Here is a 13,414-nt window from a genome sequence, read left to right as displayed (position 1 = left end):
CCTTGCCTCTTTTGACGTTACCAGCGCAGCAGGCGCGGCCCGGTGAGCCAGCCGCCGAGCGTCGCGACCGCAATCCCCAGCGAATACCACAGCAGCACGAACGTCGCCGATGCTTCGGGGCAGTGCAGCCCGTAGAGCGTCGCGGACAGGCCGCCGGCCGCCAGGCCTGCCATCGCTCCGGTCAGCCGCAGCCGGGTCGGCGCGAACCGGCGAAATGCCCAGAGACCTGCGACGAAAATCGGCAGCGCCAGCAACAGAATGTTGAGCGCACAGCGATCCCAGCTTTCCCCTTTTACCAGCGCCATCCATTCCGTAGCGGGGGTAGCCAGCAATTCATGGGCAGAGAGACCCGCCATCAGCAGCACGGGCACCGACAGCAGCCACAGACCGCGCGGGCGCGGCGCGTCCGGGCGCGCCAGGCCTATGGCCGCGGCCGTGCCGCCCAGCGCGAGAGCCAATGTGTAGATCAGCTTCATCCAGAAGGTGCCGCCCGCCAGCGCCGCCGCCAGATCGTCGCGCAGGCCAATCGTCATCGGAATGATCGCCACCGCGACAAGGCCGCCGGTCGCCAGCGCCCCCGCCATCCGCCGTTCCACCGCGCGCCGGGGCACAGGCCGCACGTCGTGCGCCAGGGTTTCTATCAGCATGTCCGTCTCCATCATAAGTCGCCGCGCAGCCGCGCCGCCAGCGCCCGCAAGCCGCGATGGACCGACACTTTCACGTCCGATTCGCTCATGCCGCGCCGCTCTGCCGCCTCCACGATGCTCAGCCCCTCGACACGCGTGTCACGTATCGCCTGGGCCTGCTTGTCGGGAATGGTGGCGAGCAGATGATCGACATCCATCGCCGCCCCGCTCGCTGCCTCGAACCCCTCGGTCACCAGAATGTCGTCCAGCCCGTCGATCGACAGATGCTGGCGGTGGCGGCGGAAATGGTCGATCATCTTGTGTCGCGCGACCGCAAAGGCCCAAGGGGCAAAGGGGCGGGTGCGGTCATATGTCCCCCGCCGCGTGTGAATGGCCATCAGCGTTTCCTGCACAAGGTCGTCGACTTCTCCGTCCGCATCGCGCAGCCGCCTGGCGAAGAAGCGGCGGAGCAGCGGAACGAGCGCGCGCAGCAGGGCGCGGTGGGCGGCAGCGTCACCGTCCAGACCGCCGACCATCATTCGCTGCAATTCGTCCTCGCTTGCCTGCACGCACACTCCTTTGCGCTATTCTGCGCGAAGCGGCAGGAAGTTACAGCCCGATCATTTCCCTGGCGGGAATAAACGTGGGGTCAGGCGGTGGGTGTGACGATGACACTCTGGACGGTTGCGGCGCACAGCGGCGACAAAAAGCGCAGGCCGAACCGGCGATTGCGGATCCAGACGACTTCCGCCGCCCATTGCGCGCCCTGCCATGCGACATCGACGATCGCGCCGCGCCGCAATGCCGTTTCGGTAAAGCACAGCGCGCCGCCGGTGCCGATGTCGAGCAGATGCGCGCGCATGTCGCGCTCCCCGTCGTTCAACGTGACCGGCGTGAAGATCTTGGACCGGCGCAGCAGGCGGCGTTCGGCGAGACGGATGCCTCCGCTCGCCGTCCGCATGCTGTTCCTGTGTCCTGCCATACCGGCCATGACGCTCTCCCGCTCGGCCAGCATCATAAACCGCATGTCGTTTCAGATTCGTTATCAGTCCGTCGACGGATCGATCAGACGCTTTCGAGCGTCCGCATGCCCTTGCGCACCCGCATGGTCTTGGTCTCGGCCACCTCGTTCGTGCGGCTGCGGATATCGCGCATGAAATGCCAGGCGCCGCTGACCTGCTGCGGTGTGATGTCGAGCGAGACATAGCCGCGACGGCTGGTGTCGCTGAATATCAGATCGGGGTTGGTCTGCCGCAGGGCGGCGGCGACATCGGCCGGGGCCACCTGCGGCACATAGCTTTCGAAGCCGGGTGAGGTGACGCTGTGCCCGGCAAACTCGACACCTGCGGCCACGCGCTTGCCGTTGCTGCCGCGATCGCCCAGATCATAGCCCCAGGCATTGTGGCTGTCGCCCGACAGCACAACCATATTCGCGTCTGCCGTCAGTGCGGCTTCGTAAAGGCGGGTGCGTGCGGCGGGATAGCCGTCCCACGCATCGAGATTGAACGGCAGGCCAGCTTTCGATGCGGCGACGCCGGCCATCGTGCGCTGGCGGATATAGTCCGGGGCCGATGCGGGCACCCAATCCGCGGCCTGCGACGGGAAGCGGCCGTTGCCCATCACAAGCTGCTGCGCGACGATCTGCCACGCGGTGCCCTTGCGGGTGGAGGCGGCAAGACCGTCGTACAGCCATTTTTCTTGGCGTTCACCCATCAGGCTGCGGTCCTTCGCGCTCCACGGCCCGTCGCGAAACTCCATCAGCGCCTTGCCAAGGTCGCCGCGCCCGGCCAGTGCCTCGGCCAGTTCGAGCTGCTTGCTGCGCCCGGTTATGCGCGTTTCCGGGCGGAACAGCGTCGCCAGCGAGCCGATTTCATAGGCGCTGTAGGGGGCCTCGGACACCGGCATCCATTCGCGATAGACACGCTCGGCGACGGCCTTGCGCGTTGCCCAGTCGCCTTCGGTCTCCGGCTGGTGATTTTCCGCGCCGTCGGTCCATGCATCGTTCGCCAGTTCGTGATCGTCCCACTGCGCGATCATCGGGAACATCGCATGCAGGGCCTGAAGGTCGGGATCGAGCCGGTAGCAGGCATGGCGCAGGCGATAGTCCGCCAGCGTGACCATTTCGTTCGTTGGCTGGATCAGCCGGCCGGGCAGGGCCTCCTTCGCGCTGGGATAGGTGCCGACGGGATATTCGTAGAGGTAGTCGCCGCAATGGACGACCAGATCGATATCCTGCCGCTGCGCCGCATGGCCATAGGCCGTGAACCAGCCGAACGGCAGGTTGGAACAGGAAAAGAGCGCGATGCCGAAGCGCGCCACATCGCCCTGGGGCAGGGTCTTTGTGCGGCCGACCGGGCTCATGCTGCCATCCGGGGCGACGAAGCGATAGTAATAGACGGTACCGGGCTTGAGACCCGCAACGGTAATCTTGGCGGTATGATCCGCTTCGCCCCGCGCGGTAACCTCGCCGCCGCCCGCGACGTTGGCAAAGCGGCTGTCGGCGGCGACTTCGCAGCGCAAGGTCGTGTCATTCGCGGCGACGAAACGTGTCCACAGCAGCACCGAGCCGGCCGAAGGCTCTCCGCTGGCGACGCCATGGGTAAAGCCTTTACCGGCCAGTGCGGCCGCCGCACCCGGAATGGCGAGCGCGCCCAGGCCAAATATGCTGCCCTTGATAAGCAGGCGGCGATCGATCGGGAAGGTCATGGCATGGTCCTCCGGCTATAGGGTGTTAGATCAGAAACGGCCCGTTATCTGCACGCCGTAAAAGCGCGGCTCGCCCGGAATGAAGGTCGGGATGCCGAAGCTGCCGCCGGTGTTGCCTGCGTCGAGCAGATAATCCTGATTGGTCAGGTTGCGGGCGAATCCGGCAATCTCGATCCGGTCATCGGCAAAGGCGACCCCGGCGCGCAGGTTGACCAGCGTCACTGCCTTCTGGCTGATGAGCGGGTTGTTGGGCACTTCGAAGAAGATGCGGCTGCGATAGGTGACGCTGGGCGTTGCGAAGATGCGGGCGCCGTTGCCGATCGGCGCATCGATGGTAAAGCCCGCCGCGCCCTGGACTTCGGGTTGCAGGCGGAACTTGTCACCCGTGAAATTGCCGTTTTCTGCCTTGTCGTCGATGCCGCCGTCGATGTAGCCGACATTGGCGAAGATATTGAGCCACGAGGTCGGCTGCACCTGCACTTCGGCCTCGACACCCAGATTGCTGGCGGACCCGGCGCTGACGGTGCGGGTCACGGCGTTTTCAGTCACCGTTACCTGGAAATTGTCGTAAGTCTGGTAATAGACGCCGAGCGAGCCGGAAAAGATGCCGGTCGCCGCTTTCAGGCCGACTTCATAGTTCCACACATTTTCTTCCGGCACCGCCTGGCTATTGGCGACGACCACCCCATTGACGCGCGCGGCGCCCAGATTGACGGTGGGCGAGCGGCGGCCCTTCGATACGGTGGCAAAGCCGTTCACGCCGGGCGCGAAACGATACAGGACGTTGAAGCGCGGCAGAAAGGCCTGAAAGCTGTCTTCGTTGCGGAATGTCCGTCCGCCGGTGTCGATCTGCCCCGGGATAAGCGGCGCGCCGGTAATCACCGAATTGGGCGCGCGGGCGATGAAGCCCGAACGCCGCTTTTCGATCAGCGCGCGGATACCCGCCGTCAGTTCAAGCGATGGCGACGCGATCCAGGTGCCGTCCGCGAACATCGAATAGCTGTCGTTCTTGCCCTGATTTTCGAAGGTCGAGCTGTAGGGGATCGTCGTCGCCGCGCCGCGCGTCAGGATGGCGGTCGCCTGCGACGCCGTCACCACGCCTGCGCTGTTGATGCAGGCCAGGCCAGGCACCAGCCGCGCCGCGCACTGCAGATAGGTGCCTTCCTCGGTCGAGAAGGGTACACGCTGGAAGCTGTCCTCGCGGAACAGATTCCAGCCGAAGGAGCCGCGGAAGCTTTCCGAATTATAGGCGAAACGCGTTTCGTGGCTTGCCTGCCAGCCAACGGCTTCCTCCGCAAACTCCAGATACCACGCGGCCGATCCGTCGGCGTCGAACACTTCGTTGCTGTTGAAATCGCGGTAGCCGTTGACCATCGTCAGCGTCCAGTCGTCGGCGATGTCCCAGCTGAACGTCAGGTTCGCATCGTAGACGTCGCGGTTGAGGCCCAGCTTTTCCGCGCCGAGTACAGCGGCCGACACCGGCGATCCGCCCAGATGTGCGACGCCGAAGGGATTGCCCGGACCTGCCGTCGTCGGCAACACGCGCGAAATGAAAGGCGTACCGGAATTGCGCTGCCGGTCGTAGGTCAGGATCAGGTCGGCGGTGAACCGCTCGCTTGGCGTGAAGCGCAGCGACCCGCGGATGCCCAACTGATCCTGCCGATAGAGATCATCCTGATTGGGGGCGAGATTGGTGACATAGCCGTCGCGCTTTTTCCATGCGAAGGCGACGCGGGCGGCGATCTTGTCCGACCCGACATTGAGGAAACCGCCCAGGACGGTCGCGTCATAATTGCCGTAGCTGCCATAGGCTTCGCCCGACAGGCCGGGCTTGGGCCGCGCGGAAATGATGCTGATCGCGCCGACGGCGGACGCGGTGCCGAACAAGGTCGCCTGCGGTCCCTTGATGACTTCGATCCGCTCCACGTCGTAGATGTCCTGATAGGAGCCGCGCGAGCGCGATATGTCGACGCCGTTGTAATAGAGGGTGATGCGCGGCGCCTGTTGCGCGGAGCCGCTGTCCGATGTGATGCCGCGTATGACGATACCGGGGTTGTTGGCGCTCTGTTCCTGAATGTTGAGGCCGGGAATATAGTTGGACAGCTCATCAAGGTCCGAAACGCCCAGCTGCTTCAGCCGCGCGCCGCTGGTGGCCGAAATGGTGATCGGCACGTCAACCGCACGCTGCTCGATCTTCTGCGCCGTCACGATGATCGTGTCGCCTAGATCGGTTGCTGCCTCGACCGGATCGGCGGCAGGCGCCGGGGCTGTCTGCGCAAGCACCGGGGTGGCGGCGGTGCCGCACAGCAACAGGGCCAGCAAGCGGAGGCGACGGTTCATGATGTTCCCCTTGATCGCGATTCAGGACGTTGCTGAATCGATGGAGAGCCGCTGCACCGCGCAGGTGACGGGATGACGACGCAGCCATGACAGGATGGCGACGGATTGAAGATGTGATTGTCATAAATCGACCCGGACCTTCTCCGTTGAAGGCACAAGGATACGAAGCCCCTTCGACTGCCTGCCTGTGGCAGGCGCTCAGGACAGGCGTATGAGCGGAGCGGATTAGGCGACGTTGGATGAGGGTGAGCGGACCAAAGGTCCGCGCGCTCGCCCTGCGAGCGCATACCCCTCACCCAGCTACGGATAAGCCACTTCGTGGCTAAGTTTGCGCAACCCTCTCCCTCAAGGGGAGAGGGCTTTTTTGCATTTACCTCTTCGCCCGATCTCGGTTACGGCCCCGCATCTTTCCTTCAGCAAAGGTATTCCCATGACCCGCACGCTTATCTCCTCCGGTTCTCCTTTCGAGGCGCAGGTCGGCTATTCGCGGGCGCTGGTGCAGGGGGACTGGTGCTTCGTCGCAGGGACGACCGGCTATGATCCCGATACGCGCATCATGCCGGAGGATGTGGCGGACCAGGCGCGCAATGCGCTGGCGGTGATCGGCAAGGCGCTGGGCGAAGGCGGGTTCAGCTTCGGCGATGTGGTGCGCGTCACTTATTATATCACCGACGCGGCCTATTGGGACAGTATCGGCCCGGTGCTCGGCAGCGTGTTCGGCGCGATCCGCCCGGCCGCGACCTGCATCGTCTGCGGCCTCATCAAGCCCGAAATGAAGATCGAGATTGAAGTCACCGCGCTACGAGCCGAAGCATGAGCACCTCTGACCTCCGTATCGTTTCGCTGCTCCCCAGCGCGACGGAGATTGCCGTGGCTCTGGGCTTTGGCGATGCGCTGGTCGGGCGCAGCCATGAATGCGACTGGCCGCGCGGGGTGGAGGTGCTGCCCGTCATCACCAATTCCAAGCTCGCCAAGGGGCTGGCGTCGGGCGAAATCGAAAAGCGGGTGCAGGAAATCGTGGCCTCCGGCCTGTCGGTCTATGAAGTCGACGGGGATAAACTGTGCGCGCTGGCGCCCGATGTCATATTGACGCAGACGCAATGTGCGGTCTGCGCCGTAACGCCGGCGGATATTCAGGATGCGCTCGATGCGTGGACGGGCAAGCAGCCGGTGCTGGTAAGCACAGCGCCGGACGACATGGCTGATGTGTGGGGCGATTTCCTGCGCGTCGGCGCGGCGCTGGGGGCGCAGGATCATGCCGCCGATGTGGTCTCGCAGTTGCAGGCGCGGATCGCCGCCGTCTCCGCCGCTGTCGCCGGTCGTCCCCGGCCGCGCGTCGCCGCGATCGAATGGCTCGATCCACCGATGGTGGCGGGCAACTGGGTGCCCGAACTGATCGAGGCGGCGGGGGGAACAAGCCTGCTTGCGACGCCCGGCCAGCATTCGCCGTGGATCAGCTGGGACCAGATTGCCGACGCCGATCCCGACGTCCTCATCCTGATGCCCTGCGGCTTCCGCATTCCGCAAACCCTGGCCGAATTGCCGGGCGTCGCGGCCGATCCACGATGGCAGGCGTTGCGCGCGGTGCGGAGCGGAAAAGTCTACGCTACCGATGGCCAGTATTTCTTCAACCGCCCCGGCCCGCGCCTCGTTGAATCGGTCGAGATCATTGCCGAAATCCTGCATCCGGGCGTCGGTGCATGGGGTCATGAGGGCGTCGGGTGGCAGCGGGTGGAGCCCTGACGGGCCGTTATCGACAGGAGGACAGGGCGTGACGATCACCATGTACGGCATCAAGAATTGCGATACGATCAAGAAAGCGCGGACGTGGCTGGATACGCATGGCGTCGCTTATGATTTCCATGACTACAAGGCGTCGGGCATCGACGCGGCGACGCTGCGCGGATGGGTGGAGGAGCATGGCTGGGAGGTCATCCTGAACCGCGCAGGCACGACCTTCCGCGCCTTGCCGGAGGCGGACAAGCAGGGGATCGACGCGGACAAGGCGATCGCGCTGATGCTCGCCAACCCCTCAATGATAAAGCGCCCGGTGCTGGACCTTGGCGACCGGCGGCTGGTGGGATTCAAGCCGGATGCTTATGCCGCTGCGCTAGGCGGATAATACGCGTTGCCGTTTCCATGCCTCCCTTCCGTTCGTGTCGAGCGAAGTCGAGACACGCTTGCGCAGTGCGCGCGGCATGTCCCTCGACTTCGCCCGGGACGAACGGGGATTTTGGGGGATAGCGCCGTCACGCCGCTGTCATGCAGCACACCTAAGCCAGCGCGATGTTGACAACCCTGTTTGCCGCACTGCTGCTGGCCGCTATGCCCGTAGCCGCCATGGCGCAACCGATCATCATCGCCCATCGCGGCGCCAGCGGGGAGCGGCCCGAGCATACGCTCGCGGCCTATGAACGCGCGATCGATCAGGGTGCGGACTATATCGAGCCGGATCTGGTCCTGACCAAGGACGGCGTGCTGGTCGTGCGGCATGAGAACGAGATCGGCGGCACGACCGATGTCGCCGATCATCCGCAGTTTGCCGATCGCAAGACGACGCGCACGATCGACGGGCAGGCGATGACCGGATGGTTCACGGAGGATTTCACGCTGGCCGAACTGCGCACGCTCCGCGCACGCGAACGTCTGGCCGAGGTGCGCTCCGCCAACCGCCGGTTCGATGGCCTCTATCAGGTGCCAACATTCGAGGAAGTGCTGACGCTCGTCAAGGCGAAGGAAGCCGAGACGCGGCGGCGCATCGGCATCTATCCCGAAACCAAGCACCCCAGCTATTTCGCCTCGATCGGGCTTCCGCACGAAGCACCCCTGCTCGCGTTGCTGGACCGTTTCGGCTATGGCGCGGCGGACGATCCGGTCTTCATCCAGTCGTTCGAGGTCGGCAATCTGAAGGCGTTGCGCGGCAAGACGCGGCTGCGGCTCGTTCAGCTTGTCGCCCGCGAATATGGACCGCCCGACCTGTCCGGCGTCACTTATGCCGACATGCTGACTGACGCGGGCATGCGCGATATCGCGACCTACGCCGATGCCATCGGCGCCGAAGGCACGCTGATCGTGGGGCCGGACGGTCTTGACACCGGCTTTGTCGCGCAGGCGCATGGCGCGGGATTGCAGGTGCATATGTGGACGTTGCGCGCCGAGAACATGTTCCTGCCACCCGCCTTGCGCCGGGGGGACAATCCCGCCGCGCATGGCGATTATGCGGCGGCGCTGCGGCTGCTGATCGCTACCGGCGTCGATGGCGTTTTCACCGATTTTCCGGGCATGGCGCGCGCGATCCTGCAACCCTGATCGCTATCTCTGCCAGAGTACTTGAAATTGCGGGCATATGCGCCGATGGAAGGGTTATGCTTTCGCAGAAGACCCGTTATGCCATCCGCGCGCTCCAGCATCTGGCGGATCATCATGGTGAAGGGCCGGTGCCGCTGACCGACATCGCCGAGACGCAGAAAATCCCTGCCAAGTTTCTGACCGTCATCCTTTCCGAACTGTCGCGCGAGGGGCTGGTCGATACCCAGCGCGGCCGCGACGGCGGCTATTGGCTGGCCCTCTCGCCCATCGACATCAGCTATGGCGACATCGTGCGGCTGACACGCGGATCGCTGGCGCTCACGCCCTGCGCCAGCCGCTTCGCGCATGAGAGCTGCACCAACTGCCTGCCCGAATCCGAATGCCGCCTGCATCGCATCATGCTGCGCGTACGGGATGAAACGGCGCGCGTGCTCGACAGCATCAGCCTGGCGGAGCCTGTTTCGCTGGATATCTGAGGCCGGATTATCGTCCCGCGCACAGCGAAATGGCGGTCGGCAACAGGCAGAATGTGGCTTTTCCCCGCCCTTGAGAGTGCGCTTTTCCGCCCGCCAAGATTTCGCCACATTTCATCGCTCGGCTATTGTCTACTATAATAATAGAATTACGGTGCAGGCTCCCCTCACGAGGAGCAGCGATATGGAGCGATTCGGATTATCAGGCGGCGCCGCAGCCGGGCGCGCGCAGCAACCCGTGGTGCTGACGGTGCCGGGCCTGAACAACAGCGGGCCGGGCCACTGGCAGACGATCTGGGAGGAGCGGCGCGGGGATTGTCGCCGTGTCGATCTGGGAAGCTGGTCCAGCCCCAGTCGCAACGCGTGGGTCAACCGGCTCGACACCGCGATCCGCGAGACGGCGCATGCCCATGGCGCGCCGATCATTCTGGCGGCGCACAGCCTGGGGTGCCTGGCCGTGGCGTGGTGGGGCGCGTTGCAGAGCCAGCCCTATGGCTGGCCGGTGGCAGGCGCGTTGCTGGTTGCGCCGCCCGATTGCGAGCGGACCGAAACACCCGAAACGATCGGCGGCTTCGCGCCGGTGCCGCGCAGCGCCCTGCCTTTTCCCTCGATCCTCGTCGCCAGTCGCAATGATCCTTACATCTTCTACGAGCGGGCGCACAGCATCGGCAAGAACTGGGGCAGCCAGATTATCGATGCCGGCCATAGCGGGCATATCAACGCGCAAAGCGGCCTTGGCGAATGGCGGTTCGGACAGGCCCTGCTGGACCGGCTGATCGCGCTGGCCGACGATCATGGGCCGCTTGGCCAGCAACGCGGCGGCCCGGCCCTGACCGTCCCCTCCACGCCGCACCATCCGCCGCACGGCCTGTTTCGCTAGGACCGATCGACATTCCGTCCTTACGGCCTGCAAATGGCGGTTTTCCGTGCTTCCGGTGCTCACGTACTTTTAGTACGCTGCGCTCCGGGTCACGAAAAACCACTATTTTCGGCACGTCATCCTCTGAATGTCGACCGGTCCTGAGCGCACGAAGTTTATCTTCGCAGCCTGCGAACTTTGCTTTTTTGTCTATCGAATAAATTGAGATATGAAGAACGACAGAGGGACATGATGAGCAACGAAGAACCTGAACGTTTCATCGCGCCAACCGCAAAAGCCGCCGGCGCGCCGATCCGCATCGATATAGAGCGCAGCGTGGCGACCATCCGTGCCGCGCTGGAAGGCCTGCGCTTCGGGTCGATTCTGCTGACCGTGCACGATGCGCGGGTGGTGCAGATCGACGTTACGGAGAAGACCCGCTTCAACGCCTGATTACCGACAAAAATCAAAGCCTGAATGCGACGACCGGACCGCCGGAAGCGCAACAAGCAAGACCCGTCAACGGACCATTACAGGGGACTTTCATGACTGTACGCCACTTGTTGCTCGCCACGGCGGCGAGCGCCACCTTTGCGGTGCCTGCCGCACAAGCCCAGGAAGCGGCTCCACCCATACCGGCCGATCAGGCGGAATCCGATGGGCCATCGAGCGTATCCGCGATCGTCGTGACGGCGCGCCGCCGTGTGGAAACCGCCCAAAGCGTGCCGCTGGCGATTTCGGTCATCAAGGGCGACAGCATCGAAGCCACCGGCAATTTCAACATCAACAAGCTTCAGCAACTCGCGCCGACATTGCAGGTCTATTCCTCCAATCCGCGCAACACATCTGTCAACATTCGCGGGCTTGGCGTGCCGTTCGGCCTGACCAGCGACGGTTTCGAGCAGGGCGTCGGCATCTATGTCGATGATGTCTACAATGCGCGTGTCGCCGCTGCGGTCTTCGATTTCCTCGATGTCTCGCAAGTCGAAGTGCTGCGCGGTCCGCAAGGTACGCTCTATGGCAAGAACACCACGGCGGGCGCGATCAATATCACGACCAACCAGCCGACGTTCGATTTCGAAGGACGCGCCGAACTTACGGTCGGCAATCTGGAGTTCCGGCAAGCGAAGGGCGTGATTTCCGGTCCGCTGACGGACAAGATCGCGGCGCGCATCGCCATCGCCGCGACCAGCCGCCGGGGCACCATCTTCAACGTGACGAGCGACCGCTACATCAACGAACAGGACAATCTGGGCATCCGCGGGACATTGCTGTTCAAGCCGAACGAGGATCTGAGCATCATCTTGACCGGCGATTACAGCCGTCAGGAGCCGGAATGCTGCGGCACCGTGTTCGTGCGCGTGGGGGCCACCCAACGCCTGCTCAGCCGACAGTATGACGCACTCGCCGCGGCGCAGAACTATACGGTCGTCAGCCGCAATCCCTTCGACCGCCTGACCGACATCGACGCCAGTCTGCGCGCCGGTAACAAGATCGGCGGGGCATCGCTGAAAGCGGAGTGGGACCTTGGCCCCGGTACGCTTACCTCTGTTACCGCATGGCGCTTCTGGGACTGGAAGCCGGAGAACGACCGCGACTTTACCGGCTTGTCGATCGTCTCCAGATCACAAAATCCTTCGCAGCAGGACCAGTATAGCCAGGAACTGCGCTATAATTATTCGGGGCGAGATATCGATTTCGTACTAGGGGCCTTCGGTTTCAAGCAGCGGATCGATACCCAGGGTGTGGAGCAACAGGGTGTCAATGCCAGTCGCTGGAATCTCACCGGCGCGCTGGCGAACGATCCCAGCGTACTGAACGGCCTGACCGCATCCAACATACAATCGTTGAAGAGCACCAGCGCCGCCGTGTTCGGTCAGGTAAGCTGGAAACTGACGGACGCCTTCACGATCCAGCCCGGTGCGCGCATCAACTATGACAAGAAGTCCGGCTTTTATCAGCGGGTCGTCACCACCGGGTCTGGCGCAGTCCTGACATGCCCCCAGTCGGCAACCACCAATCCCGTTGGCGCGGCGCAGTGCGGCATTTATCAGCCGCAAACGAGCGCGCCGTCCGTCAGCGACTGGAACTTCACTTATGATCTGACGCTCAGCTACAAGCTGGCGCAGGACGTGCTCGCCTATGCGACCTATGCGAAGAGCTTCAAGACGGTGGGGATCAACCAGAACGGCCTGCCTACCGATGCGGCGGGCAATCCGATCACGTCCGCCGGCGTTATCAAGCCCGAATCGGTCAATCATTTCGAAGTCGGTCTCAAGACGCAATTGTGGGATCGCAGGGCGACCTTCAACCTGTCCGCTTTCCGCACCGATATCAAAGATTATCAGGCGACCGTGACCAACGGTCAGTTGGGCGTGTTGCGCGGCTATCTTGCCAATGCGGGCAAGGTGCGATCGCAGGGTTTCGAAGCGGATTTCTCAATCCGCCCGACCGATCGGTTCACGGCCTATGTCAACGGTGCCTATACCGATGCGAAATATAAGGAGTTCGTCGACGCGCCTTGCCCGCCCGAACTGTCGGGGGGCACCACCGCGACGGCCGCCAATCCGGCCAGCCCCGCCGGTCGGCCCGGGACTACGGCTTCACCGTCGTTCAGCCCGGCGAACTGCGATATTTCCGGTCAGCGTCTGCCCGGCGTGTCGAAAGTTTCGCTGTCTTACGGCGCGGAAGCGAACACTCCAGCCACTTTGCTGGGCAAGGACGGGCAAGTGTATCTGGGCGTCGATGGCAATTATCGCTCGCGCTTTTCGTCCAATCCGTCGCCTTCGGACTATACCTGGATCAAGGGCTATGCGCTCACCAACTTCCGGCTGGGTTTTCGGGGCGGCGATATCGACGTGTTCGGCTGGGTGCGTAATGCCTTCGACGTCAACTATTTCGAACTGCTCCAGACCGCACCGAGCAATGTCGGCCTGGTCGCGGGGCAGCCGGGTGATCCGCGCACTTATGGCCTGACGATCAAGAGCAATTTCTGATGCGCTGACTTCCGATACAATATCATACCGACGCGGGAGCCGATTGACGGTTCCCGCGTTACCCTCCCGTAACTATCTTCAGAAAAGAAAGTGAGGGAGGCCATC

The 13,414-nt window shown here is 63.6% G+C and carries 13 protein-coding genes; 8 read left to right on the top strand and 5 right to left on the bottom strand.

All coding sequences use genetic code 11. The features are described 5' to 3' along the window. Positions 1-17: 17 nt before the first annotated feature. The 5 genes from ENE74_RS02610 to ENE74_RS02590 form a co-directional block, all read right to left on the bottom strand. The gene (locus ENE74_RS02610) at positions 18-647 is read right to left on the bottom strand and encodes a DUF1109 domain-containing protein (RefSeq protein WP_338142973.1); all 630 of its coding nucleotides are present in this window, start codon (positions 645-647) and stop codon (positions 18-20) included. Between the two features lie 11 nt (positions 648-658). Further along, positions 659-1,195, bottom strand: coding sequence for a sigma-70 family RNA polymerase sigma factor (locus tag ENE74_RS02605; RefSeq protein WP_127689069.1), 537 nt, complete (start codon positions 1,193-1,195; stop codon positions 659-661). Positions 1,196-1,275: 80 nt separating this feature from the next. Further along, positions 1,276-1,653, bottom strand: coding sequence for a PilZ domain-containing protein (locus ENE74_RS02600; protein ID WP_127689068.1), 378 nt, complete (start codon positions 1,651-1,653; stop codon positions 1,276-1,278). A gap of 38 nt (positions 1,654-1,691) precedes the next feature. Continuing rightward, positions 1,692-3,332: an alkaline phosphatase D family protein gene (locus ENE74_RS02595; protein WP_127689067.1), complete on the bottom strand. Its 1,641-nt coding sequence runs from the start codon at positions 3,330-3,332 to the stop codon at positions 1,692-1,694. A 30-nt stretch (positions 3,333-3,362) separates the two neighbouring features. Then, positions 3,363-5,672 (bottom strand): TonB-dependent receptor, encoded by a 2,310-nt coding sequence (locus ENE74_RS02590; RefSeq protein ID WP_127689066.1) that lies wholly within the window; start codon positions 5,670-5,672, stop codon positions 3,363-3,365. Positions 5,673-6,102: 430 nt separating this feature from the next. Here ENE74_RS02590 and ENE74_RS02585 point away from each other — a divergent pair, with 430 nt between their 5' ends. From ENE74_RS02585 to ENE74_RS02550, 8 genes are all read left to right on the top strand, one after another. Next, on the top strand, positions 6,103-6,489 hold the full coding sequence (locus tag ENE74_RS02585; RefSeq protein ID WP_127689065.1) for a RidA family protein: 387 nt from the start codon (positions 6,103-6,105) through the stop codon (positions 6,487-6,489). Next, positions 6,486-7,415, top strand: coding sequence for a cobalamin-binding protein (locus ENE74_RS02580; protein ID WP_127689064.1), 930 nt, complete (start codon positions 6,486-6,488; stop codon positions 7,413-7,415). Before ENE74_RS02585 ends, ENE74_RS02580 begins: the two co-directional genes overlap by 4 nt. A gap of 28 nt (positions 7,416-7,443) precedes the next feature. After that, positions 7,444-7,794: an ArsC family reductase gene (locus ENE74_RS02575; protein WP_127689063.1), complete on the top strand. Its 351-nt coding sequence runs from the start codon at positions 7,444-7,446 to the stop codon at positions 7,792-7,794. 164 nt (positions 7,795-7,958) lie between these two features. After that, complete coding sequence (locus ENE74_RS02570; protein ID WP_127689062.1) at positions 7,959-8,981, top strand: glycerophosphodiester phosphodiesterase; 1,023 nt, start codon at positions 7,959-7,961, stop codon at positions 8,979-8,981. Between the two features lie 56 nt (positions 8,982-9,037). Next, positions 9,038-9,457 carry an RrF2 family transcriptional regulator gene (locus ENE74_RS02565; protein WP_127689061.1) on the top strand — a complete coding sequence of 140 codons (420 nt, stop codon included), beginning with the start codon at positions 9,038-9,040 and terminating at the stop codon, positions 9,455-9,457. A gap of 181 nt (positions 9,458-9,638) precedes the next feature. Beyond that, positions 9,639-10,334 (top strand): RBBP9/YdeN family alpha/beta hydrolase, encoded by a 696-nt coding sequence (locus ENE74_RS02560; protein WP_127689060.1) that lies wholly within the window; start codon positions 9,639-9,641, stop codon positions 10,332-10,334. 228 nt (positions 10,335-10,562) lie between these two features. Next, positions 10,563-10,766, top strand: a complete 204-nt coding sequence (locus tag ENE74_RS02555) for a YezD family protein (protein WP_241241784.1) — start codon at positions 10,563-10,565, stop codon at positions 10,764-10,766. 92 nt (positions 10,767-10,858) lie between these two features. Beyond that, positions 10,859-13,309 carry a TonB-dependent receptor gene (locus ENE74_RS02550; protein WP_127689058.1) on the top strand — a complete coding sequence of 817 codons (2,451 nt, stop codon included), beginning with the start codon at positions 10,859-10,861 and terminating at the stop codon, positions 13,307-13,309. The last annotated feature ends 105 nt before the right edge of the window (positions 13,310-13,414 follow it).

It is taken from the genome of Sphingobium algorifonticola (assembly GCF_004005485.1).
In the GTDB taxonomy this organism is placed as follows: domain Bacteria; phylum Pseudomonadota; class Alphaproteobacteria; order Sphingomonadales; family Sphingomonadaceae; genus Sphingobium; species Sphingobium algorifonticola.
This window is presented reverse-complemented; position numbering and strand designations above follow the sequence as displayed.